The sequence below is a fragment of the Streptomyces sp. NPDC101132 genome (genome assembly GCF_044759225.1).
Lineage (GTDB): Bacteria > Actinomycetota > Actinomycetes > Streptomycetales > Streptomycetaceae > Streptomyces.
The window spans coordinates 252311-275274 of record NZ_JBIVYX010000010.1 but is presented as its reverse complement, the minus strand read 5'-3'; the positions used below and the strand labels follow the sequence as shown (position 1 = coordinate 275274).

Here is a 22964-nt window from a genome sequence, read left to right as displayed (position 1 = left end):
GGTTCCGGACATGATCATCAAGCGCGCCTTCCGGATCGGCGTCTCGACGGTGGCGGTCCTGGCCGCCACCGTCGGGTGCGAGGAGACCGCCGGGCCGGCGGGGACCGGCGCCCCGCCGGCCGCCACCCGCGCCGCGGCCCCGTCGACGGCGGCCCCGGCGCCGTCCTCCGCCACCGGCGCGGGACCGGCGCCCGGCACCGGCGCCGCCCCCGCGCCCCTGAAGCCGTCGGCCGGCCCGCGGGAGGTGGCGCAGCGCTTCGCGCAGGCCCTCTCGCGCCGGGACGCGGAGCGGGCCTGCGGCCTCGCCGACGCACGGCTGCGGTCCTTCGCGAGCAGCAGGGCGGGCAGCTGCGCCGCGGCGCTCGCCGAACTCGCCACGGACACGCGGTACGTCTTCACCCAGACCGCGTGCGTGGACGCACCGGCCAGCTACGAGGCCGGAGGCGACCCCCAGGACGGACCCGACTCCCTGCGCGTCTCCGTCGACTGCCCGGAGGGGTACACCTGGCTCCGCGTCGAGCGGCTGGGCACCGTCTGGCGCGTCACCGAGTTCAACGCGCCCTAAGACGGCGCCCGGGAACGGGGGAGCGGCCCGTCGGCCGGCGGCGGGGGGCCGGCGGAAGACGGGCCGCTCCGGTCGTTCCCCGGGCCGGGGGACCGTACCCCGGCCCCGGGAGACGCACGGGGGCGGACCCGCGGAGAGGGCCAGTGGACTCCGCGGGCCGCCCCCCGCTCTCAGCGGCGCGCGAAGGGCGCCACGGGGTTGGGCAGCGTGCCGACCAGCTGGAGCGCGGCCGACGGGTCGGACAGGTCGACCATCTGCTTGTTGTTGCGCAGCTGGAGGCGGTTGAGGCAGGAGAGCGGGAACTCCTCCGCGAAGAAGTCGTACCGCTCGAACTTCTCGGCCAGGGCCGGCACGGACTCCTGGTAGTCGTGGGCGCAGTCGGCCACGGCCCGCCAGAACGTCTCCTCGGTGCAGATCCCCTCGGTGACGAGGATCGAGGAGAGGAAGCGGAAGAAGCAGTCGAAGACGTCCGTGAAGATGGAGAGCAGCTTCATGTTCTCCGGGACGTCCGCGCGGATCCGCTCCACCTGGGGCGGCAGCACGGCCTCCGCGTCCATGACGACGATCTCCTCGGCGATGTCCTTGAAGATCGCCCGCTGCACCACGCCGTCCCTGATCACCAGGATGGTGTTCTCGCCGTGCGGCATGTACGCGAGGTCGTACCGGTAGAAGCAGTGGACCAGCGGGAGCAGGTAGGCCCGCAGGTAGGGCTTCAGCCACTCGGCCGGGGTGAGGCCGGACTCCTCGATGAGGGCGCCGACGAAGGACCTGCCCTCCGCGTCGACGTGCAGCAGCGAGGCCATCGTGGCCAGGCGCTCGCCGTCCTTCAGGGAGTTCACCGGCGACTCGCGCCAGAGCGCGGCCAGCATCTTGCGGTACGGCGAGTAGCGGTCGGTGGCGCGCTCGTACTGGAGGTGGCGGTAGCCGATGGCGGCCCGCTCGCGGATGATCGAGAAGTCGACCGACCGCAGCACCTCGTCCGACTCGATCAGCGCGTGCAGCCAGTCGTTGATCGCCGGGGTGGCCTCCATGTAGGCCGCCGACAGGCCCCGCATGAAGCCCATGTTCAGGACGGAGATGGCCGTCTTGACGTAGTGCTTGGTGGGAGTGGTGGTGTTGAAGAAGGTACGGATCGACTGCTGCGGCAGGTACGCGTCCTCGCCTTCGCCCAGCAGGACCAGGCGGCGGTTGGCGATCTCCGCGGCGAACGTGACGGTGGTCTTGTTCCACCACTGCCAGGGGTGCACCGGGAAGAGGTGGTAGTCCGCCGGGTCGAGGCCCAGGGAGGTCAGCTTCGCCGCGAACAGGTCCACCGCGGCGTCGCCCAGCTCGGCGCGCATGAAGGCGTCGTGCTCCAGGCCGGCGCCCGCGGTGAAGGTGGAGACGTCCTTGTGCGCCGCCGCCCAGATCAGGTGGACCGGACTCGCGGCCTCGGGGGCGTACGAGTGGTACTCGTGCACGCCGAAGCCGAGCCGGCCGTTGTTGGCGACGAAGCAGGGGTGGCCCTCGGTCATGCCGGTCTCGACGTCCTGGAAGGAGGACTTGGCGAGGACGGCCGAGGAGACCTGCGGCTTGGTGTACTTGTAGGCGGAGCCGGCCAGCGTGGAGGAGATCTCCTCCAGGTAGACCGGGAGGACCTCCGCGCTCAGGCCCAGGGTCTGCTGGAACTCGATGTGGAAGTCGAGGGCGTCCAGCGGCTGCGGCTCGCCGTCCCGCAGGCGGGTGACCGTGGCCTCGTCCACCGCCCAGTGGTCCAGGGCCTGCCGGTCGGCCCGGAAGTGGTACTCGACCGTGCCGTCGTCGGAGACGACCGAGTAGCGGTCGTCGCCCAGGGACTCCGGGGTCAGCAGGCGCTCGTGGGAGAACTCGGCGAGGGCCTTGCGGACCAGCGCGCGGTTGGCGCGCAGCCACAGCTCGGGGGAGAGGTGGGTGATCGCGTCGGCGGGGCTCATATGGACACCTCCGCGACGATGCCGGTGGCGGCCTCGAACCGGTCCCGGGTGCAGAAGGACAGCAGGGCCGTCTTCTCCGGCTTCCGGACCTCGCGCTCGGGGACGAACCCGACCGCCTCGTTGAGGGCGTGCACGGCCTTGTTGCGGACGTCCGGCTCCACGACGACCCGGCGGGTGGCGGCGTCGTCGAAGAGGGCGGCCATGACCGTGGTGATGACGGCCCGGGTGAAGCCGGAGCGCGGGGTGTCGGTCGGGGCGACCAGGAAGTGCATGCCGACGTCGCCGGGCTCGGCGTCGTACAGGCCGACCAGCTCCAGCTCGCTCGGGTCGTACCGCTCCATGAGGAAGGCCGGCTCGCCGTCGTGGAGGCCGATGAAGGCGTCGTGGTGCTCGGCGGCGGCGATCCGCATGTACTCGCGCTCGACGTCCGGCAGGGAGGAGTCCTGCATCATCCAGAACGCGGCCTTGGGGTGGGTGACCCACCCGTGCAGCAGCTCGGAGTCCGTCAGCGGGTCGAGCGGGCGGAGCGAGAACGTGCCGAGGGCGTCGTCCGTCCGCGAGAAGAGGATCTCGGGGGTGGTGCTCATCAGAGGGTGCCTTCCGGGGCGGTGAACTGCTGGAACGCGATGGACTTCTCGACCTTGTAGTGCTCGCGGCCGAGCAGCTCTCCGACGATGTACGCGTTGCGGTACGCCGCCATGCCCAGGTCGGGCGAGGTCAGGGAGTGGTTGTGGGTGGTGCCGTTCTGCAGGTAGACACCCCGGCCGGTGGTGTCGACGCTGTAGTTGCGGGCGGCGTCCAGGCGGCCGCGGCCGTCGAAGTTCAGCCGGTCCCGGACGGGCCGCAGGAACTCGGGGGTGACGTACTTGTAGCCGGTGGCCAGGACCAGGCCCTCCGTCGCCAGGGAGAAGTCGCGCTCCTGCTCCTCCTGGCGCAGCCCCAGCGTGTACGTGCCCGTGGTGGTGTCGTACGCGGCGCTGTTGAGGGAGGTGTTGGTGAGCAGGGTGGTCGGGACGGGGCCCGGCATGGAGACCTTCTTCTGGTAGAGCAGGTCGAAGATCTCGTTGATGAGGTCGCCGTCGATGCCCTTGAAGAGGTTCTTCTGCTGGGTCTCCAGCCGGTACCGGGTGTCCTCGGGGAGGGCGTGGAAGTAGTCCACGTACTCCGGGGAGGTCATCTCCAGGGTGAGCTTGGTGTACTCCAGCGGGAAGAACCGCGGGGAGCGGGTCACCCAGTTGAGCTGGTAGCCGTGGGAGTCGATCTCGGAGAGGAGGTCGTGGTAGATCTCCGCGGCGCTCTGGCCCGAGCCGATCAGGGTGATCGACTTCTTCTTCTGGAGCTCCGCCTTGTTCTGGACGTAGACGGAGTTGTGGATGAAGTCGCCGCCCAGGCCCTCGCAGGCGTCGGGGACGTGCGGCGGGGTACCGGTGCCGAGGACCAGGCGGCGGGCCGTGTAGGTGTCGCCCCGGTCGGTGTGGACCTCGTACAGCTCCGCGGCCTCGTCGTAGGTGACCTCGGTGACCGAGGTGGAGTACAGGACGTTGTCCAGGCGGTCGGCGGCCCAGCGGCAGTAGTCGTTGTACTCCGTGCGCAGCGGGTAGAAGTTCTCCCGGATGTAGAAGGAGTACAGCCGGTCCTTGTCCTTCAGGTAGTTGAGGAAGGAGAAGGGGGAGGTCGGGTCGGCCAGCGTGACCAGGTCCGACATGAACGGCGTCTGCAGGTGCGCGCCGTCCAGGAACATCCCGGCGTGCCACTCGAAGTGCGGCTTCGACTCGATGAACAGGCCGTTCAGCTCGTCGAGGGGAGCCGTCAGGCAGGCGAGGCCCAGGTTGAACGGGCCGAGGCCGATGCCGACGAAGTCGAGGGGCCGGCGGGGCTCACGAGGCGTGGACAAGGGATTCTCCCAGGTACTGCTCGGCGTGGGACGCGAGGAGGTCGAGGACGGCCGCGATGTCGGCCGTCGTGGTCTGCGGGTTGAGGAGGGTGAACTTCAGGTACTGGGCGCCGTCGACCTTGGTGCCCGCGACGACGGCCTCGCCGGAGGCGAACAGGGCCTTGCGGGCGTGCAGGTTGGCCTCGTCGATCTGCTCGGCGGTGAAGGCGCTGCGGTCGGCCGGCAGGTAGCGGTAGACCAGGGTGGACAGCCGGGGCCGTACGACGACCTCGAAGCGGGGGTCGGTGGCGAGCAGCTCGTAGCCCTCGGAGGCGAGCGTGACCACCTGGTCGAAGAGCTCGCCGATGCCGTCGGCGCCCATGGTGCGCAGGGTCATCCACAACTTGAGGGCGTCGAACCGGCGGGTGGTCTGGATGGACTTGTCGACCTGGTTCGGGATCCGCTCCTCGGCCATGCGGCGCGGGTTGAGGTAGTCGGCGTAGAACGTGGCGTGCTGGAGGGTGTCGCGGTCGCGGACCAGCATCGCGCTGGAGGACACCGGCTGGAAGAAGGACTTGTGGTAGTCCACGGTGACCGAGTCGGCGAGCTCGATGCCGTCGAGGAGGTGCCGACGGGTGGGGGAGACCAGCAGTCCGCAGCCGTACGCGGCGTCCACGTGCATCCAGGTGGCGTGCTCGGCGGCCAGGCGGGCGATCTCGGGGAGCGGGTCGATGGACCCGAAGTCGGTGGTGCCGGCGGTGGCGACGACGGCCATCGGGTACAGCCCGTCGCGGCGGCAGTTCTCCAGCTCCAGGGCGAGGGCCGCGGTGTTCATCCGCTTGTCGGCGTCGACCGGGACGGGGATGACGGCCTCGTAGCCCAGGCCGAGCATGGCGGCCGACTTCTTCACGCTGAAGTGGCTGACCTCGGAGGTGAAGATGCGGAGTTTGGGCAGCAGTTCGGCCTTGGGGAGCGGGACGTCGCTGTTCTGCATCGCGACCCGGCAGGCCTCGTCGCGGGCCAGCAGCAACGCGTGGAAGTTGGACTGGCTGCCGCCGGAGGTGAACACGCCGTCGGCGGACGGGCCGAAGCCGATGCGGCCGGCAGTCCAGTCAATCAGGCGGCGCTCGATGAGCGTGCCGCCGATGGACTGGTCCCAGGTGTCCAGCGAGGAGTTGACGGCGGAGAGGATCGCCTCGCCGAGCACGGCGGGGATCACCACCGGGCAGTTGAGGTGGCCCAGGTAGCGCGGGTGGTGGAAGTACACCGCGTCGCGCAGGTAGACGTCCTCCAGCTCGTCCAGCACGGCGGCCGGGTCGGCGAGGGGGCGGTCCAGGTCGATGCCCGCGATGACCGGGGTGAGTTCGTCGACGGAGATGCCGGTGTGGGGCTTCTCGGTGGACGCGAGTTTCGCGGCCACGCGTTCGACGCCCTCGGTCACGGAACGCCGGTAGTCAGCGGCGGTCGTCTCGTTGAGCAGATGCTGGCGCATCGACATCGAACTGGTCCTCCGGGGCAGGGGGCGGGGGGGCGGTGATGCGTGACTAAGGTTAGCCTAACCTTAGTTGTATGCAAAACACGTAGGGCCCCGGTGAAAACCGGGGCCCTACGTGTGAACTGCCTTACAGAGGTGTGGAGTTGTGGTGTTCCGCCGCTACAGCGCCGACTCGGGGTCCTCGCTGGGCGCCTGGCCCGCGTAGGCCTCCGCCAGCAGCTGCTCCTCGCTGGCGCCGAGCCGCCAGTAGCCCGTGAAGCGCACGGACTTGCGGTCCACGGAACGTTCCTGCACGAAGTGGCGGCGGACCGCCCGCACCGTGCCCGCCTCGCCGGCCAGCCAGACGTACGGCGTGCCCGCGGGGAGGTCGGCCTTCCGTACCGCGGCCAGGACGTGCTCCGCGCGCCCCGCGCCCGGGTCCTCCCGTACGACCCAGGTGATCTCGGTGTCCGCGGGGGCGGACAGCGCGAGCCGGTCGTCCGCGTGCGGGACCTCGAACCAGGCGCGCACGCGGACGTCCGCGGGCAGCCGCTCCAGGATGGCCGCGGCCGCCGGGAGGGCGGTCTCGTCGGCGTACACCAGCACCAGGTCCGCGTCCGAAGGTCGCTGGAAGCGCACCGACTTGTTCTCCGCGACCCGCGGCCCGATCACCATGATCCGGCTGCCCGGCACCGCCCGGCCCGCCCAGTGGGAGGCGGGGGAGGAGTCCCCGTGGAGGACGAAGTCGATGTCGACCTCGTCCACGCCCGCGGGGGTGCGGCGCTGCTCGCGCACCGTGTACGAGCGCATCACCGGCCGGTCCTCGTCCGGCATCCCGCGCCAGGCGCCGAACCAGGTGTCCTCGGCCGTGGAGGGGAGTTCGGTGTGCTCCCGGTGCGGCTGCGGGAGGAAGAGCGAGAGGCTCTGGTCGAAGCCTCCGGAGCGGAAGTCCCGGAGGGACTCACCGCCGAACGTGACGCGCAGGAACGAGTGGCCGAGCCTGCGCGTGCGCAGCACCTCGAACTCGAAGAAGCCGAAGTCGGTCATGGCGGTGGGTCCCCCTCAGAGCTCGGGTCAGCTGACCTTCTTGGACTTCTCGATCGCGGCGGCCAGGTCCTCCAGGAGCGGGGCGCACTTGTCGTACGAGAAGATCGGCTCGGTCACGCGCGGGAAGACCTGGCCGGCCTTGACGGCGGGCAGCTGGGCCCAGGTGGGCTTGGCCTTCAGGTCGTTCGGCTGGAGGGTGCCGGTGCGGTTGTCCAGGATGATGACGTCGGCCTTGTACTTGCCGGCGTTCTCCCAGGACAGCTCCTCGAAGAAGCCCTCCTTGTTGACCTTCGGCTCGATGAAGGTCAGGCCCAGCTCCTGGAAGTAGCGGGTGTCGGCGTTCGGGCCGGCGGCCGAGACGTAGAACAGGTCGGCGCTGCCGGAACCGATGAGGATCTTCAGGCCGGGGTTGGCCTTCGCGGCGGAGCGAAGGCGCTCGGCGGCCTTCTCGAAGCGGGCCTTGGCGTCGGTGACGTTCTTGGCCTGAAGGTCGGCGCCCAGGCTGGCGGCGAGCTGCGCGTGGCGGTCGATGACCTTCGGGATGGTGGTGTCCGCGGCCCACAGGGCGACGCTCGGGGCCAGCTTGAGGATCTTGTCCTTGGACTCGTCCGGCACGTACCAGAGCTGGTCCTTGATCCACATGTTGGTGACGAGCAGCTCGGGCTTCAGGGCCGCGTACTTCTCGACGTTGAACTCGCCCCAGACGTTGCCCAGGATCTCCACCTTGGAGATGTCCATGGTGCCGGCCTGCACGTCGGGCTTGCCGTCGGCGGTCTTGGTCGGGCCGAAGACGCCCTTGACCTGGATGCCGAAGTCGTGGAGCGCGGCGGCGGTGCCGGTGAAGGCGACGATGTTCTTCGGAGTGGCCTTCGAGGTCACGTTCGTGCCGCGGTCGTCCTTGAAGGACCAGGGGCCCTTGTCGGAGGTGGCGGCGCCGTTGCCCTTGTCCTTTTTGTCGCCGTCCCCGCACGCGGCCAGCACGGCACCGAGGCCGAGGACGCCGCCCGCGGCGAGGATGCCGCGACGGGAGAGGTGAGCAGCTCGGGACTGGGGCATGTCGGTGTCCGCTTTCGTACGTGTCCTTGCGACCTGATGGCCGGTTCGGGACGTAGGTTAGCCTAACCTCAGCCAATTCGGGTAAGGGGGCCCTTACTTTTTCGCAGAACTGCCGTCCGTCACCCGGCCCGTGTCGCTCCCCGTGTGCAGAAACGGCCCGTGTGGGGCACACGGGCCGTTCCGGAGCGGGTGCGGGATCAGGCGGTGAAGCCCAGCTCCCGGGCGATCAGCATGCGCTGCACCTCGCTGGTGCCCTCGCCGATCTCCAGGATCTTCGAGTCGCGCCACATGCGGGCCACCGGGTACTCGTTCATGAAGCCGTAGCCGCCGTGGATCTGCGTGGCGTCCCGGGCGTTGTCGACCGCGACCGTGGAGGAGTACAGCTTCGCGATGGCCGCCTCCTTCTTGAACGGCTCGCCGGCCACCAGCCGGGAGGCCGCGTCGCGCCAGCCGATGCGGGCCATGTGGGCGCGCATCTCCATGTCGGCCAGCTTGAACTGGATGGCCTGGTTGTCACCGATCGGCTTGCCGAAGGCGTGCCGCTCCTTGGCGTACTTCACCGACTCGTCCACACACCCCTGCGCCAGACCGGTGGCCAGCGCCGCGATGGCGATCCGGCCCTCGTCGAGGATGCGCAGGAACTGGGCGTAGCCGCGGCCCTCCTCGCCCACCAGGTTGGCCACCGGCACCCGGACGTCGTCGAAGGACAGCTCACGGGTGTCCGAGGCGTTCCAGCCGACCTTCGAGTACGGGGCCGCGACGGTGAAGCCCGGCGTGCCGGACGGGACGATGATCGAGGAGATCAGCGGGCGGCCGTCCGGCTTCCGCCCGGTCACCGCGGTGACCGTGACCAGGCCCGTGATGTCCGTGCCGGAGTTGGTGATGAAGCACTTCGAGCCGTTGATGACCCACTCGTCGCCGTCCCGGACGGCCGTGGTGCGGGTGCCGCCGGCGTCGCTGCCCGCGCCGGGCTCGGTCAGGCCGAACGCGCCCAGCACCTCGCCGGCGCACAGCTTCGGCAGCCACTCGCGCTTCTGCTCGTCCGTGCCGAAGAGGTACAGCGGCATGGCGCCCAGCGAGACGCCGGCCTCCAGCGTGATGGCGACCGAGGAGTCGACCCGGGCCAGCTCCTCCAGGGCGATGCCGAGCGCGAGGTAGTCGCCGCCCATGCCGCCGTACTCCTCCGGGAAGGGCAGGCCGAACAGGCCCATGCGCCCCATCTCGCGGACGATCTCGTACGGGAACTCGTGGCGCTCGTAGAAGTCGCCGATCTTGGGGGCCACGACGTCGTGGGCGAACTCCTCCACCGTGCGGCGGAGTTCCTCGTGCTCGGGGGTGAGCCGGTGGTCGAGGGACATGGCGTGGGTCACTCCTTGTGGGAGAGGGCGCGGACGGTACGGGAGGGGCTGGGCCGGCCCAGCTGTTCTGCCATCCACACGCTCGTGGCGGTGAGCTTGGCGAGGTCGACACCGGTCTCGACGCCGAGGCCGTCGAGCATCCACACCAGGTCCTCGGTGGCGAGGTTCCCGGTCGCGCTCTTGGCGTACGGGCAGCCGCCCAGGCCGCCCGCGGACGAGTCGACCGTGGTCACGCCGTGCTGGAGGGCGGCGAGGGTGTTCGACAGGGCCTGGCCGTAGGTGTCGTGGAAGTGCACACCGATGCGCTCGGTGCCGACGCCGGCCGCGTTGAGCTCCCCGAGGAGGGCGCGGACGTGGCCGGGGGTGGCGACGCCGATGGTGTCGCCGAGGCTCAGCTCGTCGCAGCCCAGGTCCAGCAGGGCCGTGGCGACGCGGACCACCTGCGGGACGGGCACGGCGCCCTCCCAGGGGTCGCCGAAGCACATCGAGAGGTAGCCGCGGACGTGCATCCCGTCGGCCTTGGCCCGGCCGACCACGGGCTCGAACATGGCCAGGGAGTCCGCGACGGTGCGGTTGAGGTTGCGCTGCGCGAAGGTCTCGGTGGCCGAACCGAAGACCGCGATGCGGGTGGCCCCCAGGTCCCGGGCGCGGTCCAGGCCGCGCTCGTTGGGCACGAGCACCGGCAGGGCCACGCCGTCGAGGTCCGCCAGCTGCGGGAACAGCTGCTCGGCGTCGGCCAGCTGGGGCACCCACTTGGGGTGCACGAAGCTGGTGGCCTCGACGGTGGTCAGCCCGGCGTCGGCGAGCCGGCGGATGAACTCCGCCTTCACCTCGGTGGGGACGGTGCCCTTCTCGTTCTGCAGTCCGTCCCGGGCGCCGACCTCGTGGATCCGCACCCGTGCGGGCAGGCCGGGCTCCGGCACGGTCATGGGCAGTCCGGTGGCGGTCACCGCTCCTCCTCCGTCCCGTCCGGGGTCACCACGGCCAGGACCTGGTCCATGGCGACCGTGCTGCCGGGCGTGACGTCCAGCTCGGTGACGGTGCCGGCGTGCGGGGCGGAGATGGCGTGCTCCATCTTCATGGCCTCGACGACCAGCAGGGTCTGACCGGCGGCCACCTGGTCGCCGACGGCGACCTTGACCACCGTGACCGTGCCGGGCATGGGTGCGGCGAGGGTGTCGGCGCCCGCGTGCGCGCGGCCGCTGAGGCTCGCCTCGACCGGGTCGTGGGCGACGAGGTGCCAGGAGTCGCCGTCGCGGCCCAGCCAGACCCCTTCCGGGGAGGCGGCGTACGCGAACTTGTGCGTGACGCCGTCCAGTTCCAGGGTGAGGTGGTCCTGGCCGCGCCGCACGACGCGGGCCGTGGCCGGAGCGGCGTCCGGCAGGAGGACCTCGGTGCCGCCGGACGCGGACGGGCGGGTGCGCACCTCGGCCGGGTCCTGGCCCGGGATGCGGAAGTGGTGGACGGTCCAGGCGGGGGTGCCGCCCATGCGCCAGCCGTTCGCGGTGCCGAACGGGTCGACCCAGCCCGTGCCGTCCTGCCGGGCGGCCTCGCCGTTCAGCAGGGCCGCGGCCGCGTACACCTCCGGCGGGACGCCCTCCGGCAGGAGCCCCGCCAGGTCGCGCTCCACCAGGCCGGTGTCCATGTCGCCCGAGACCACCGACGGGTGGGCCAGCAGGCGGCGCAGGAAGCCGGTGTTCGTCGGGACGCCCAGGATGACCGTTTCCGCGAGCGCGGCCCGCAGCGAGCGGATGGCCGCGGCGCGGTCCGGGCCCCAGGCGATCACCTTGGAGAGCATCGGGTCGTACGTGCTGCCCACGTCCACCCCTGCCGTCAGGCCGGAGTCGGTGCGGACCGGGCCGCCCGAGGGCTCGGCCAGCGCGAGCACCCGGCCGCCCGACGGGAGGAAGCCCCGGGCGGGGTCCTCCGCGCAGACGCGGGCCTCGATGGCGTGGCCGGTGAGGACCACCTCGTCCTGGGTGAGCTCCAGCCGCCCGCCCGCCGCCACGCGGAGCTGCTGCTCCACCAGGTCGAGGCCGGTGACGAGTTCGGTGACGGGGTGCTCGACCTGGAGGCGGGTGTTCATCTCCATGAAGTAGTACGAGGAGGGGTCGCCGCCCGGGACGATGAACTCCACCGTGCCCGCGCCGACGTACCCGCAGGAGCGGGCCGCGGAGACCGCCGCCTCACCCATCGCGGCCCGGATCTCCGGGGTCAGCAGCACCGAGGGGGCCTCCTCGACCACCTTCTGGTGCCGGCGCTGCAGCGAGCACTCGCGCTCGCCGAGGTGCACCACGTTCCCGTGGCCGTCCGCCAGCACCTGGATCTCGATGTGCCGGGGGCGGTCGATCCACCGCTCGACCAGCAGCGTGTCGTCCCCGAAGGAGGAACGGGCCTCACGGCGCGCCGAGGCGATCTCCTCGCCCAGCACCGCCTCGTCCCGCACCAGCCGCATGCCCTTGCCGCCGCCGCCCGCGGAGGGCTTGAGCAGCACCGGCATGCCGATCTCCCGAGCGGCGGCGGTCAGTTCGGCGTCGGTGAGCCCGCTGCCGGAGGAGCCGGGCACCACCGGGACGCCCGCGGCCTTCACCGTCTCCTTGGCCCGGATCTTGTCGCCCATCAGGGAGATCGCCTCGGCCGGCGGCCCGATGAAGGCGAGGCCCGCCTCGGCGCAGGCCGCCGCGAAGACGGCGTTCTCCGCGAGGAAGCCGTACCCCGGGTGGACCGCCTGGGCGCCGGTGCGCCGGGCCGCGTCGATCAGCTTCGGGACCGAGAGGTAGCTCTCGGCGGCCGCGGCCGGGCCGATGCGGACGGCCGTGTCGGCCTCGCGCACGTGCCTGGCGTCGGCGTCGGCGTCGCTGAACACGGCCACCGACCGCACGCCCAGCTCCCGCAGGGTGCGGATGACGCGGACGGCGATCTCGCCGCGGTTGGCGACGAGAACGGTGGAAAACATGCTGCTCGTGGTCACGGTCCTCACATCCGGAAGATGCCGAAGCCGGGCTCGCCCAGCGGGGCGTTGGCGCAGGCGGTCAGGGCGAGTCCCAGCACCTGCCGGGTCTCCATGGGGTCGATCACGCCGTCGTCCCACAGGCGGGCGGTGGCGTAGTAGGCGTTGCCCTGCTCCTCGTACTGGGCGCGGACCGGGTCCTTGAAGGTCTCCTCGTCGTCCTGCGACCAGTACTCGCCGCGGGCCTCCAGCTGGTCGCGCTTGACCGTGGCCAGCACGGACGCGGCCTGCTCGCCGCCCATCACGGAGATCTTGGCGTTGGGCCACATCCACAGGAAGCGGGGCGAGTACGCGCGGCCGCACATCGAGTAGTTGCCCGCGCCGTAGGAGCCGCCGACGACGACCGTCAGCTTGGGCACGCGGGTGCAGGCCACGGCCGTCACCATCTTGGCGCCGTGCTTGGCGATGCCGCCCGCCTCGTAGTCGCGGCCGACCATGAAGCCGGAGATGTTCTGGAGGAACAGCAGCGGGATGCCGCGCTGGTCGCACAGCTCGATGAAGTGCGCGCCCTTCTGGGCGGACTCGGAGAACAGGATGCCGTTGTTGGCCACGATGCCGACCGGGTGGCCGTGGATCCGGGCGAAGCCGGTGACCAGGGTCTGGCCGTACTCCGCCTTGAACTCCTGGAAGCGGGAGCCGTCCACGATCCGCGCGATGATCTCGCGGGCGTCGTACGGGGTGCGGGAGTCCACCGGCACCGCGCCGTACAGCCCGGCGGGGTCGACCTTCGGCTCCTCGGGGGCCTCGACGGGCCAGGGCAGCGGGCCGCGCTCGGGGAGGGTGGCCACGATGTTGCGTACGATCCGCAGCGCGTGGGCGTCGTCCTCGGCCAGGTGGTCGGTGACGCCGGAGGTGCGCGAGTGCACCTCGCCGCCGCCCAGCTCCTCGGCCGTGACCACCTCGCCGGTGGCGGCCTTCACCAGCGGCGGGCCGCCCAGGAAGATCGTGCCCTGGTTGCGGACGATCACGGCCTCGTCGCTCATGGCCGGGACGTACGCGCCGCCCGCCGTGCAGGAGCCGAGCACGGCCGCGATCTGCGGGATGCCGGCGCCGGACATGCGGGCCTGGTTGTAGAAGATCCGGCCGAAGTGCTCGCGGTCCGGGAAGACCTCGTCCTGCATGGGCAGGAAGGCGCCGCCGGAGTCGACGAGGTAGAGGCAGGGCAGCCGGTTCTCCAGCGCCACCTCCTGCGCGCGCAGGTGCTTCTTGACCGTCATCGGGTAGTACGTGCCGCCCTTGACCGTGGCGTCGTTCGCGACGATCACGCACTCGCGGCCGCTGACCCGCCCGATGCCGGCGATCACGCCGGCGGCCGGGGCCGCCCCGCCGTACATGTCCTCGGCGGCCAGCGGGGCCAGCTCCAGGAAGGGCGAACCGGGGTCGAGGAGGGTGTCCACCCGGTCGCGCGGCAGGAGCTTCCCGCGCGCGGTGTGCTTGGCGCGGGCCTTCTCGCCGCCGCCCTCCCTGGCGGCCGAGAGCCGGGCCCGCAGGCCCTCCGTCAGCTCCTGGTGGGCGGCCTCGTTGGTCCGCCAGGCTTCGGACGCCGGGTCGGCGGCGCTCGCCAGCACTGGTGCCTGCTGCATCCCTCGAGCTCCCTTGCTCGGTTAATGAGCGTTAACGCGTTTCCCCAAAGGTTAACGAGCGCTAACAGCCCTGTCTAGAATGAATTCCCATGAGCACCCGAGCCGCCGCCCCGACCCGTCGCGAGCAGATCCTCAAGGAGGCCGCTCGCCTCTTCGCCGAGCGCGGGTTCCACGGTGTCGGCGTGGACGAGATAGGGGCCGCCGTGGGCATCTCCGGCCCCGGCCTCTACCGCCACTTCGCGGGCAAGGACGCGATGCTCGCCGAGCTGCTGGTCGGCATCAGCGAGCGGCTGCTGACCGGCGGCCGCTACCGGGTGGCCGAGGCGGACGGGGAGCCGGGGCTCGTCCTCGCCTCCCTCATCGACGGGCACATCGACTTCGCGCTCGACGACCGGCCGCTGATCACCCTGCACGACCGGGAGCTGGACCGGCTGCGCGACACCGACCGCAAGCTGGTCCGCCAGCTCCAGCGCCAGTACGTGGAGCTGTGGGTCGAGGTCGTCAGCAAGCTGCACCCCGAGGTCGCCGAGGCGGAGGTCCGGGTGGCCGTCCACGCGGTCTTCGGCCTGCTGAACTCCACGCCCCACCTGGGGCCGCTGGGCCGCGAGGCCACCGAATCGCTGCTGCGCCGGCTCGCGCACGGGGCCTTCGCCGCGCTGTCCGGCTGACCGGGCCGGCGCCGTACGTCCGCCGGCCCGTCCGCTCGCCGGCCCGTTCGTCCGTCCGCCTGGCGGAACTCCGCCCGCGCGGGCGGCCCGGCGGCGGCAGAATGATCCCCATGCCGATACCCAGCCGAGCCGAACTCGTCGACCACCTCGTCCGCACACGGATCGCCGGTGACGTCGCCACGCCCCGCGACAACAACCTCAGCCACTACCGCAAGCTCGCCAACGGCGACCGCCACTACTGGCTGGGCCTGGAGCTGGGGGACCGCTGGACGGACGAGCAGGACGTACTGGCCGTGATGGCGGAGCGGTGCGGCGTGGTCGACGACCCCGGGCACCGGTACGGGCAGGACACCATCGACCCCGAGCTGACCGTCGACGCGCTCGACCGGCTGGCCGCGCGGCTGCGCAAGGCCGCCGTCGACCGGCAGAGCGTCCTCCTGGCGACCGGGCACCCGGGCGGCCTGCTCGACGTGCACCGGGCCACGGCGGCCGCGCTGCGGACCGCGGGCTGCGAGATCGTGGTGATCCCCTCGGGGCTGCACGCGGACGAGGCGCAGGTGTGGCAGTTCGCCGACGTCGCGGTCCTGGAGCGCGGGGCCACCCTGTGGCACACGCATTCGCCGGAGCCGATGGCCGCGATCCTGGACGGCCTGGCCGCCGAGGGGCGCCCGCAGCCGGACCTGGTCGTCGCGGACCACGGCTGGGCGGGCTGCGCCGGTCAGCGCGGGCTGGACTCCGTCGGGTACGCCGACTGCAACGACCCGGCGCTCTTCCTCGGCGAGGCGGAGGGGACCCTCCAGGTCGTGGTCCCCCTGGACGACCACGTCCGCGACCCGCGCCACTACGACCCGATGGTGGCGTACCTGCTGGACGCGGCGGGCCTGCCGGCGGCGTGACGCGTGCCCCGCGCGGGGCCCCGCGGTGGCCCGGGCGACCGGGCCGCCGGGCGGGTCGCCGGACGGCCCGCCGGCCGGGTCGCCCCGCCCGGCGTCCTCGGGTCAGCGCGGGACGCGGACGACGCCCTCCTGGATGACCGTGACGGCCAGCTGCCCGTCCTGCGTGTAGATGCGGGCCTGGCCCAGGCCGCGGCCGCCGTGGGCCGAGGGCGACTCCTGGTCGTACAGCAGCCACTCGTCGGCCCGGAACGGCCGGTGGAACCACATCGCGTGGTCCAGCGAGGCCCCGACCACGTCCCCGACGGCCCAGCCGCCGCGGCCGTGCGCCAGCAGCACCGAGTCGAGCAGGGTCATGTCCGACACGTACGTCGCCAGGCAGATGTGCAGCATCGGGTCGTCCGCCAGCTTGCCCGCCGTGCGGAACCACACCTGCGAGCGCGGGTCGAGGGGTTCGCCGACGGTGCCCCAGGGCGGGGTGGTCGCGTACCGCAGGTCCACCGCGCCGCGCGCCTCCAGCAGCCGCTCCACCGTGCCGGGGTCGCGGAAGGTCCCGCGGTGGAGCGGGAGGGCCTCGGCGGCCGTCGGGAGGGTCTCCGGGTCCGGGGCGGGCGGCATGGGCGCCTGGTGCTCCAGCCCGTCCTCGTACGTCTGGAAGGACGCGGAGAGGTGGAAGATCGGGTGGCCGTGCTGGACGGCGACCACCCGGCGGGTGGTGAAGGACCGCCCGTCGCGGATCCGGTCCACCGAGTAGACGATGGGAGCGCCCGGGTCGCCGGGGCGCAGGAAGTACGAGTGCAGCGAGTGCGCCGTACGGTCGGCGGGCACGGTGCGGCCGGCCGCGACCAGCGCCTGCGCCGCGACCTGCCCGCCGAACACGCGCGGCACCAGGGAGGTCCGGCTGGTGCCGCGGAAGATGTTCTCCTCGATCTGCTCCAGGTCGAGCAGATCGAGGAGATCGGCGAGTGCCGCGTTCATGTCGGACTCGGCCAAGTGGGTTACAGGCCCATCGACTTGGCGATGATCGACTTCATGATCTCGCTGGTGCCGCCGTAGATGCGGTTGACGCGGTTGTCGGCGTACAGGCGGGCGATCGGGTACTCGTTCATGTAGCCGTAGCCGCCGTGCAGCTGGAGGCAGCGGTCGATGACGCGGTGCGCGACCTCGGTGCAGAAGAGCTTGGCGGAGGCGGCCTCGGCCGGGGTCAGCTCGTGGGCGTCCAGCGCCTCCAGGGCGCGGTCGGCGACGGCCTGGGCGGCGTCCGCCTCGGCCTGGCAGGCGGCCAGCTCGAACTTGGTGTTCTGGAAGTGGGCGACCGGCTTGCCGAAGACGGTGCGGTCGGTCACGTACTGCTGGGCGAACCGGATGGCGGCCTGGGCCTGGGCGTAGGCGCCGAACGCGATGCCCCAGCGCTCGGAGGCCAGGTTGTGGCCGAGGTAGTAGAAGCCCTTGCCCTCCTCGCCGAGCAGGTCCTCGACCGGGACCTTGACGTCGACGAAGGCCAGCTCGGCGGTGTCGGAGGTGCGCAGGCCGAGCTTGTCGAGCTTGCGGCCGATCGAGTAGCCCTCGGACTTGGTGTCCACGGCGAAGAGGGAGATGCCGAAGCGGCGGTCGTCCTCGCGCGGGGCGGAGGTGCGGGCGCAGACGATCACGCGGTCGGCGTGGACGCCGCCGGTGATGAAGGTCTTGGCGCCGTTGAGGACGTAGTGCGTGCCGTCCTCGGAGAGCTTGGCGGTGGTCTTCATGCCCGCGACGTCGGAGCCGGTGCCCGGCTCGGTCATCGCGAGGGCCCACATCTCCTCGCCGGAGACGAAGTTCGGGAGGTAGCGCTTCTTCTGCTCGTCGGAGGCGAGCATCTTGATGTACGGGAGGGCGAGCAGCACGTGCACGCCGGAGCCGCCGAAGTTCACGCCCGCGCGGGCGGTCTCCTCGTACAGGACGGCCTCGAACTTGTGGGTGTCCAGGCCCGCGCCGCCGAACTCCTCGGGGACGTTGATGCCGAAGATGCCGAGCTCGCCGAGCTTGTAGTAGAAGTCGCGCGGCGCCTGCCCGGCCGCGAACCACTCGTCGTAGACGGGGACGACCTCGGCCTCGATGAAGGCCCGGATGGTCTCCCGGAATGCCTCGTGGTCCTCGTTGAACACCGTACGGCGCACGGCCGCCTCCCTCCGTCGGGGCGGTCCGCCGCCCTTGGCTAAGCGCTTGCTCAGATCCTCAGATTAAGTTACCGGCGAGTTGTCCGCCCTGTCCAGAGCCGCGCCGGGAGGTGCCCGCGGGGCGGGACGTGACGTGCGGTACACGCGCGCCGCGGGAGGAGGCGCCGGATCCGGATGCCGTCCGGGACACGGCCCGAAAGCCTTCGTGGCCGGGCGGGTGCCCGGCATCCTGCTGCGGTGCCCGCGGGCCGGGGGGCCCGGGGGCGAGCCGTACGACGTGATCGGGGGGACGAGCATGGGGACGGGGACGGAGACGGCGGGCAGAACCGGCACCTCCACACCGGGCCGCGGGGTGCTGGAGGGGGCGTTCGCGCTGCTGGAGGCGCTGCGCCTGCACGGGGACGAGGCCGGAGTGACGGAGCTGGCGCTGACCTGCGGGGTACCGAAGGGGACCGTGCACCGGCTGCTGGACCAGCTGGTGGCGGTCGGCGCGGTGGAACGGCGGGGCGCGCGGTACCGGGTGGGGCCGCAGATGTTCCGGCTCGGGCAGGGGTGGCAGCCGCACCCGGGCCTGCGGGCCGCGGCGCGCCTGCCGCTGCACCGGCTGCGCGGGGTGACCGGGGCGAGCGCGGTGCTGGCCGTGATGCGGGAGGACCTGGCGCTGACGGTCAGCTCGGTGCCGGGGGAGCTGGAGCCGCTGGTGCCGGTGCGGGACGGGGTGAGCTTCCTGCTGGACACCGCCGCCGGGAAGGCCCTGCGCGGCCCGCGGGGCACCGGGCCGGTGCTGGACCGGGAGGACGTCATGGATCAGGTGGTCTGCGCGGCGGTGCCGGTACGGGCGCCCGACGGCCGTACCGTCGCGGCCCTGGCCGGCCTGGTCCGGGCCGGCCGCTCCCTGGACGCCCTGGCCCACGCCGTGGCCGAAGCGGGCCTGGCCATCACCCGAGCCCTGACCCGGGGTCCGGGCGCGGTCCGCCTCCCACCGGTGGCGCGCCTCTGAGGGTGCCGGGGCGCCGGCCGCGTACCGGGTGCGGGATGCAGGGTCGGCCACCGGCCCGCCCCGGCGGCCCGCGGGTGCCGCCCGGCGGCCTGCGCGGTGCGGCCCGGCCCGCCGGCCGCGGCGTCGGTTACTGCCTCGGCCCGCCGCCCCACGTGCCGCGTGCCGCGCCGTGCGCCCGGCGCCCTGCCGCCCGGCGGGTGTGGCTGGGGGCGTCGACCGGGGCTGAAGCGCGGCGCCCGTGGCACGGCGCCCGGCGCGTAGGCGCGGGGCGGGCGCCCGGCTCCGGGTTGGCGGTGCGTCGGACTCCTCGCCCCGCGGGGTGCGGGGCTACAGGGCCAGGAGGCCGGCCGGTGACTCCCTGAAGCCGCAGGCGCCCAGGTAGAACGGGCGCAGGTGCGGTTCGAAGTCGACGTGGAGCCAGGCGCAGCCGGCCGAACGGGCTCCGTCGGCGGCGGCCGCGACCAGCGCCGCGCCGACTCCGCGCGACCGGTGCCGGCCGGAGACCACCGTGTCGAGGACGAACGCGTGCGCACCGCCGTCCCAGGCGACGTTGACGAAGCCGACCAGCGCGCCGTCCTCCCGTGCGCAGACCCAGCCGAGGCTGTGCCGGAGCAGGCGCTCCCGCCACGCCGTCCCGGCGGCGGGGTGGCCGAAGCCCTCGGCGTGCAGGGTGTTCAGGGCGGCGTCGTCGACCTCGCCCCGCCACTCGTACGTGATCTTCATGCCGGGATCGTACGGCCGGCCCGGGAGGCCGTTCCGCTCAGCGGAACGCGCGTAGAGCCGGAGGCGTCCGGGCGGGCAACGTAAGGGGCGTACCGGGGAGCGCCCCGGTCCGACGGAACCGAAAACGGGGGAGTACGACATGAACACGAGCACGCAGCGCACCGCGATGACCCGCCGCGCGATGAAGGGGGCCGCCCGGGTGGCAGCCGCCGCGTGGCTGGGCCTCGGGGCCCTGGCCGTCGGGGCCGGGACCGCGCAGGCGGAGCCGATCGACTACGTGCGGATCGAGCTGCTGGAGCTGACCTGCCACCAGCAGAGCGAGGGCGACCACGACGAGGCGTACCTCAAGGTCACCGACGCCAACGGCAACCAGGTGAAGGTCTGGCCCGGCACCGCCAAGTACCAGACCATGGGCACGAACTACGTCCGCTCGCTGACCGACGCCAACGGCAACGCGGCGCTGGTCCTCGGCAAGCAGCAGGCGCGCACGCTGACCCTGTGGGACTACGACTCGACCAGCGGCGACGACAAGCTCGGCGCCACCCTGGCCACCGGCAGCGAGGCCGGCGCGGAGATCCAGTACCGCTCGCTGGAGGGCTCCGGCGGCGTCTACACGATCGCGTACCGCGTGATCGACATCTGAGCCGGCCACCACGGTTCCGCACCCTCCCGGGTGCGGAACGTCCCGGCCGGCCTACGGACCCGTGACGCCGCCGACGTCTCCGGCGCCGGGCTCCAGGTGACCGCCGACCCCTGACGCGGTGCGCAGGGCGAACCACAGCTCCATGCGGGTGTCCGCGTCGTCCAGGTCCCGGCCCAGCAGCGCGGCGGCCCGGGCCACCCGCTGGCGGACCGTGTTGCGGTGCACGCCCAGGGCGGCGGCCGTGCGGTCCCAGCTGCCGTGGTGGGCCAGCCAGCCGCGCAGGGTGTCGCGGAGCGCGGGACCCAGGGGGCCGAGGAGCGCCTCGGCGTGCGCGCGGGCCTCGGCGGCGCCGACCAGACCGGCCAGGCCGGTGTCGGTGTGCCGGGCCAGCGGGGTACGGGCGCTCTCGGCCCGCTCCAGGGCGCGGGCGGCCTGGGCGTCCGCGACGGCCAGCCCGTCCGGCCCGGCGGGAGCGCTGACACCGAGCCGCCAGCCCGGCTGCGGGGCCGGCGGCTGATCGGTGAGCAGGCGTACGTACGGGCCGTCGGCCGCGTACAGCGCGGTGCCCAGGGCGCCGGCGAGGGCCGCCGGGTCGCCGCCGCCCCGCGCGTGGACGACGGTCCGGGTGCCGGGGCCGAGGGCGTCCGCGGCACTCGCGCCGAGCAGCAGCCGGACGAGGGCCGCGGCCTCGGTCCCGCCGGTCGCGGGCCGCGCGGTCAGCAGCGTGAGCAGTACGGCCGCGACCCCGGCGACCGTGCGGTCCCCGGCCCGCCGCCGCGGGGAGGCGATCCCGAGCACCGCCCGCGGGGCGCCGGCGCCGCGACCGGTACGCGCCTCCGGCGCCGCCGACCCGGCACCACCCGGGCTGCCCAGCGCGTACGCGGCCAGGTGCGCACCGGCGACGGTCTCGCCGGCGGTCGCCACGGCCCCGGACGCCACCCGCGCGACCAGCACCTCCAGGGCCGCCACCACCTCGTCCCCGGGCACGTTCCCGGCAGCGTGCACGGCCCGGCCGTACCGCCCGCCGCCGGGGCGGAACCCCGAAGCCGCGGGCGCGCCGGCCGGGCCGCCGGTCGTGCCGGAGGCGTCCGGGAGGGCGGAGAGGCCGGGCCCGGACGGGACGCCCGCGCCGCCCCGGGTGCCGGGTGCGACCGGGGGCTCCGGTGCGCCGGTACCGCCCGGCTGCGGCCCCTCGGGGAGGTACACCGCGGACCAGCCGTCCAGCGTCGCGGACAGGCGGCGGAGCACCGACGGGACCGGGTCCGGGCGGGCGGCGGCGGAGGCCAGGGCCTGCTGGGCCTCCGTGACCCGGCGCAGCTCCCGCGTCCGCGCCTCGGCCATCAGCCGCCACACCGCGCGGGCGACGGCGGTGAACGGCGTGCCGGCCGGCACCTCCACCAGCGGCAGCCCCTGTGCGGCGCAGGCCCGCACGAGTCCCTCGGGCACCACCTCGTGCACCGGTGCCACGCCGAAGCCGAGGGCGGCCACGCCCGCCGCGGCCAGCCGGGCGACGTACCCCGCGTGGGCACCGGGATCCGGGCCCAGCTCCTGACCCGCGGTGAGCAGCAGTTCTCCGCCCAGGAGGTACGGGGAGGGGTCCGCCATCTCGGAGGCGTGGACCCCGTAGACCTCGGCCCCGGTACCGCCGGCCACGTGCCGCAGCCCGAGCCCCTGGTCCCCGAGCAGGGCCGCCAGCGCCACCGGCGTCGCCTCGGCGCCCGGTCCCGGGCCGGGGCGCACCTCGTCCCCGGTCCGGTGGCCGGCGGTAGCGGGGCCGGCGGGCGGCGGGCCGGTCGCGGTCTCCGGGAGGCGGGGCCGCGGGTCGGTGGAGGGCATGGAGGGTCCGTACATTCCTGGGGGGCAGGTATGGAGGAAACGTACACTTCGCGCCTCTCCCGGGGCCACCTACCCTCGGAAGTGGACCCGGGCGGCATCCCCGACCGGGCGGCACAGAGAAGGGCACCCCCACATGAGCACCGAGCAGACGCCGCGCGGACCCGTCGACTCCTCCCGGATCCCGCGTTACGCGGGCCCCGCGACCTTCGCCCGCCTGCCCCGCCTGGACGAGGTCGGCTCCGCCGACGTCGCCGTCGTCGGCGTGCCCTTCGACTCCGGCGTCTCCTACCGCCCCGGCGCCCGCTTCGGCGGCAACGCCATCCGTGAGGCCTCCCGCCTGCTGCGCCCGTACAACCCGGCCCAGGACGCCTCGCCCTTCGCTCTCGCGCAGGTCGCCGACGCCGGCGACATCGCCGTGAACCCCTTCAACATCAACGAGGCCGTCGAGACGGTCGAGGCCGCCGCCGACGAGCTGCTCGGCAACGGCTCCCGCCTGATGACCCTCGGCGGCGACCACACCATCGCCCTGCCGCTGCTCCGCTCGGTCGCGAAGAAGCACGGCCCCGTCGCCCTGCTGCACTTCGACGCCCACCTCGACACCTGGGACACCTACTTCGGCGCCGAGTACACCCACGGCACGCCGTTCCGCCGCGCCGTCGAGGAGGGCATCCTCGACACCGAGGCCCTCTCCCACGTCGGCACCCGCGGCCCGCTCTACGGCAAGCAGGACCTCGACGACGACGCCAAGATGGGATTCGGCATCGTGACGTCCGCCGACGTCTACCGCCGCGGCGCCGACGAGATCGCCGACCAGCTGCGCCAGCGCATCGGCGACCGCCCGCTGTACATCTCCATCGACATCGACGTGCTCGACCCGGCGCACGCGCCCGGCACCGGCACCCCCGAGGCCGGCGGCATGACCTCCCGCGAGCTGCTGGAGATCATCCGCGGTCTGTCGTCCTGCAACCTCGTCTCCGCCGACGTGGTCGAGGTCGCCCCGGCGTACGATCACGCCGAGATCACCTCCGTCGCGGCCTCCCACACCGCGTACGAGCTGACCACGATCATGAGCCGCCAGATCGCGGCCTCGAAGGGCAAGTAGCCGAGCGAGCAAGGAAGGCGCGCAG

At 73.0% G+C, this 22964-nt stretch carries 20 protein-coding genes; 6 read left to right on the top strand and 14 right to left on the bottom strand.

The genetic code is table 11. The annotated features are described in order from the left end of the window. Positions 1 to 10 precede the first annotated feature (10 nt). Entirely contained in the window at positions 11 to 565 is a 555-nt protein-coding gene (locus ACIQUR_RS24075) for a hypothetical protein (protein WP_403667756.1), read from the top strand. A gap of 170 nt (positions 566 to 735) precedes the next feature. On the opposite strand, the gene ACIQUR_RS24070 is transcribed toward ACIQUR_RS24075, so the two are convergent. From ACIQUR_RS24070 to ACIQUR_RS24025, 10 genes are all read right to left on the bottom strand, one after another. Further along, the gene (locus ACIQUR_RS24070) at positions 736 to 2517 is read right to left on the bottom strand and encodes an IucA/IucC family protein (protein WP_403667753.1); all 1782 of its coding nucleotides are present in this window, start codon (positions 2515 to 2517) and stop codon (positions 736 to 738) included. Continuing rightward, the gene (locus ACIQUR_RS24065; RefSeq protein WP_403667750.1) at positions 2514 to 3104 is read right to left on the bottom strand and encodes a GNAT family N-acetyltransferase; all 591 of its coding nucleotides are present in this window, start codon (positions 3102 to 3104) and stop codon (positions 2514 to 2516) included. The genes ACIQUR_RS24070 and ACIQUR_RS24065 overlap by 4 nt, the downstream gene beginning before the upstream one ends. Beyond that, positions 3104 to 4411, bottom strand: a complete 1308-nt coding sequence (locus ACIQUR_RS24060) for a lysine N(6)-hydroxylase/L-ornithine N(5)-oxygenase family protein (protein WP_403667748.1) — start codon at positions 4409 to 4411, stop codon at positions 3104 to 3106. The genes ACIQUR_RS24065 and ACIQUR_RS24060 overlap by 1 nt, the downstream gene beginning before the upstream one ends. Continuing rightward, positions 4395 to 5882, bottom strand: a complete 1488-nt coding sequence (locus ACIQUR_RS24055; protein WP_403667955.1) for a pyridoxal phosphate-dependent decarboxylase family protein — start codon at positions 5880 to 5882, stop codon at positions 4395 to 4397. The genes ACIQUR_RS24060 and ACIQUR_RS24055 overlap by 17 nt, the downstream gene beginning before the upstream one ends. A gap of 162 nt (positions 5883 to 6044) precedes the next feature. Continuing rightward, entirely contained in the window at positions 6045 to 6911 is an 867-nt protein-coding gene (locus tag ACIQUR_RS24050; RefSeq protein ID WP_403667745.1) for a siderophore-interacting protein, read from the bottom strand. A gap of 27 nt (positions 6912 to 6938) precedes the next feature. Next, positions 6939 to 7967: an ABC transporter substrate-binding protein gene (locus tag ACIQUR_RS24045; protein ID WP_403667742.1), complete on the bottom strand. Its 1029-nt coding sequence runs from the start codon at positions 7965 to 7967 to the stop codon at positions 6939 to 6941. 197 nt (positions 7968 to 8164) lie between these two features. Next, positions 8165 to 9325, bottom strand: a complete 1161-nt coding sequence (locus ACIQUR_RS24040) for an acyl-CoA dehydrogenase family protein (protein ID WP_403667738.1) — start codon at positions 9323 to 9325, stop codon at positions 8165 to 8167. A gap of 8 nt (positions 9326 to 9333) precedes the next feature. After that, positions 9334 to 10254, bottom strand: coding sequence for a hydroxymethylglutaryl-CoA lyase (locus ACIQUR_RS24035; RefSeq protein WP_403667953.1), 921 nt, complete (start codon positions 10252 to 10254; stop codon positions 9334 to 9336). Between the two features lie 17 nt (positions 10255 to 10271). After that, the gene (locus tag ACIQUR_RS24030) at positions 10272 to 12281 is read right to left on the bottom strand and encodes an acetyl-CoA carboxylase biotin carboxylase subunit (RefSeq protein ID WP_403667736.1); all 2010 of its coding nucleotides are present in this window, start codon (positions 12279 to 12281) and stop codon (positions 10272 to 10274) included. 20 nt (positions 12282 to 12301) lie between these two features. Continuing rightward, positions 12302 to 13918 carry a carboxyl transferase domain-containing protein gene (locus tag ACIQUR_RS24025; RefSeq protein ID WP_403667733.1) on the bottom strand — a complete coding sequence of 539 codons (1617 nt, stop codon included), beginning with the start codon at positions 13916 to 13918 and terminating at the stop codon, positions 12302 to 12304. 89 nt (positions 13919 to 14007) lie between these two features. On the opposite strand from ACIQUR_RS24025, the gene ACIQUR_RS24020 reads away from it, so the two are divergent. Together ACIQUR_RS24020 and ACIQUR_RS24015 are read left to right on the top strand one after the other, a co-directional pair. After that, on the top strand, positions 14008 to 14586 hold the full coding sequence (locus ACIQUR_RS24020) for a TetR/AcrR family transcriptional regulator (protein ID WP_403667730.1): 579 nt from the start codon (positions 14008 to 14010) through the stop codon (positions 14584 to 14586). 110 nt (positions 14587 to 14696) lie between these two features. Then, entirely contained in the window at positions 14697 to 15482 is a 786-nt protein-coding gene (locus ACIQUR_RS24015; protein WP_403667727.1) for a phosphatase, read from the top strand. A gap of 102 nt (positions 15483 to 15584) precedes the next feature. Here ACIQUR_RS24015 and ACIQUR_RS24010 read toward each other — a convergent pair whose 3' ends face one another. Both ACIQUR_RS24010 and ACIQUR_RS24005 read right to left on the bottom strand, forming a co-directional pair. Continuing rightward, complete coding sequence (locus ACIQUR_RS24010) at positions 15585 to 16457, bottom strand: acyl-CoA thioesterase (RefSeq protein ID WP_403667950.1); 873 nt, start codon at positions 16455 to 16457, stop codon at positions 15585 to 15587. 20 nt (positions 16458 to 16477) lie between these two features. Continuing rightward, positions 16478 to 17635: an acyl-CoA dehydrogenase family protein gene (locus tag ACIQUR_RS24005; protein ID WP_399950280.1), complete on the bottom strand. Its 1158-nt coding sequence runs from the start codon at positions 17633 to 17635 to the stop codon at positions 16478 to 16480. Between the two features lie 295 nt (positions 17636 to 17930). Between ACIQUR_RS24005 and ACIQUR_RS24000 the strand changes: the two genes are divergently transcribed. Next, positions 17931 to 18635, top strand: a complete 705-nt coding sequence (locus ACIQUR_RS24000) for an IclR family transcriptional regulator (protein ID WP_403667724.1) — start codon at positions 17931 to 17933, stop codon at positions 18633 to 18635. A gap of 327 nt (positions 18636 to 18962) precedes the next feature. Here ACIQUR_RS24000 and ACIQUR_RS23995 read toward each other — a convergent pair whose 3' ends face one another. Then, complete coding sequence (locus ACIQUR_RS23995) at positions 18963 to 19358, bottom strand: GNAT family N-acetyltransferase (protein ID WP_403667721.1); 396 nt, start codon at positions 19356 to 19358, stop codon at positions 18963 to 18965. Positions 19359 to 19497: 139 nt separating this feature from the next. Here ACIQUR_RS23995 and ACIQUR_RS23990 point away from each other — a divergent pair, with 139 nt between their 5' ends. Continuing rightward, entirely contained in the window at positions 19498 to 20001 is a 504-nt protein-coding gene (locus ACIQUR_RS23990) for a hypothetical protein (protein ID WP_403667718.1), read from the top strand. Positions 20002 to 20052: 51 nt separating this feature from the next. Here the strand turns inward: ACIQUR_RS23990 and ACIQUR_RS23985 are convergent, their stop codons facing one another. Further along, on the bottom strand, positions 20053 to 21837 hold the full coding sequence (locus ACIQUR_RS23985) for a helix-turn-helix domain-containing protein (protein WP_403667715.1): 1785 nt from the start codon (positions 21835 to 21837) through the stop codon (positions 20053 to 20055). A gap of 133 nt (positions 21838 to 21970) precedes the next feature. On the opposite strand from ACIQUR_RS23985, the gene speB reads away from it, so the two are divergent. Beyond that, positions 21971 to 22939 carry an agmatinase gene (gene speB, locus ACIQUR_RS23980; protein ID WP_403667712.1) on the top strand — a complete coding sequence of 323 codons (969 nt, stop codon included), beginning with the start codon at positions 21971 to 21973 and terminating at the stop codon, positions 22937 to 22939. Positions 22940 to 22964: the final 25 nt, after the last annotated feature.

Excerpts from the sequence above, each read along its gene's own strand:
- ACIQUR_RS23985 (WP_403667715.1), bottom strand. The coding sequence starts at position 21,837 with ATGCCCTCCACCGACCCGCGGCCCCGCCTCCCGGAGACCGCGACCGGC.
- ACIQUR_RS23990 (WP_403667718.1), top strand. The coding sequence starts at position 19,498 with ATGAACACGAGCACGCAGCGCACCGCGATGACCCGCCGCGCGATGAAG.
- ACIQUR_RS24035 (WP_403667953.1), bottom strand. The coding sequence starts at position 10,254 with ATGACCGTGCCGGAGCCCGGCCTGCCCGCACGGGTGCGGATCCACGAG.
- ACIQUR_RS24020 (WP_403667730.1), top strand. The coding sequence starts at position 14,008 with ATGAGCACCCGAGCCGCCGCCCCGACCCGTCGCGAGCAGATCCTCAAG.
- ACIQUR_RS24070 (WP_403667753.1), bottom strand. The coding sequence starts at position 2,517 with ATGAGCCCCGCCGACGCGATCACCCACCTCTCCCCCGAGCTGTGGCTG.
- ACIQUR_RS24025 (WP_403667733.1), bottom strand. The coding sequence starts at position 13,918 with ATGCAGCAGGCACCAGTGCTGGCGAGCGCCGCCGACCCGGCGTCCGAA.
- ACIQUR_RS24030 (WP_403667736.1), bottom strand. The coding sequence starts at position 12,281 with ATGTTTTCCACCGTTCTCGTCGCCAACCGCGGCGAGATCGCCGTCCGC.
- ACIQUR_RS24000 (WP_403667724.1), top strand. The coding sequence starts at position 17,931 with ATGGGGACGGGGACGGAGACGGCGGGCAGAACCGGCACCTCCACACCG.
- ACIQUR_RS24075 (WP_403667756.1), top strand. The coding sequence starts at position 11 with ATGATCATCAAGCGCGCCTTCCGGATCGGCGTCTCGACGGTGGCGGTC.
- ACIQUR_RS24040 (WP_403667738.1), bottom strand. The coding sequence starts at position 9,325 with ATGTCCCTCGACCACCGGCTCACCCCCGAGCACGAGGAACTCCGCCGC.
- ACIQUR_RS24015 (WP_403667727.1), top strand. The coding sequence starts at position 14,697 with ATGCCGATACCCAGCCGAGCCGAACTCGTCGACCACCTCGTCCGCACA.
- ACIQUR_RS24010 (WP_403667950.1), bottom strand. The coding sequence starts at position 16,457 with ATGAACGCGGCACTCGCCGATCTCCTCGATCTGCTCGACCTGGAGCAG.
- ACIQUR_RS24065 (WP_403667750.1), bottom strand. The coding sequence starts at position 3,104 with ATGAGCACCACCCCCGAGATCCTCTTCTCGCGGACGGACGACGCCCTC.
- ACIQUR_RS24055 (WP_403667955.1), bottom strand. The coding sequence starts at position 5,882 with ATGCGCCAGCATCTGCTCAACGAGACGACCGCCGCTGACTACCGGCGT.
- ACIQUR_RS24045 (WP_403667742.1), bottom strand. The coding sequence starts at position 7,967 with ATGCCCCAGTCCCGAGCTGCTCACCTCTCCCGTCGCGGCATCCTCGCC.
- ACIQUR_RS24050 (WP_403667745.1), bottom strand. The coding sequence starts at position 6,911 with ATGACCGACTTCGGCTTCTTCGAGTTCGAGGTGCTGCGCACGCGCAGG.
- speB (WP_403667712.1), top strand. The coding sequence starts at position 21,971 with ATGAGCACCGAGCAGACGCCGCGCGGACCCGTCGACTCCTCCCGGATC.
- ACIQUR_RS23995 (WP_403667721.1), bottom strand. The coding sequence starts at position 19,358 with ATGAAGATCACGTACGAGTGGCGGGGCGAGGTCGACGACGCCGCCCTG.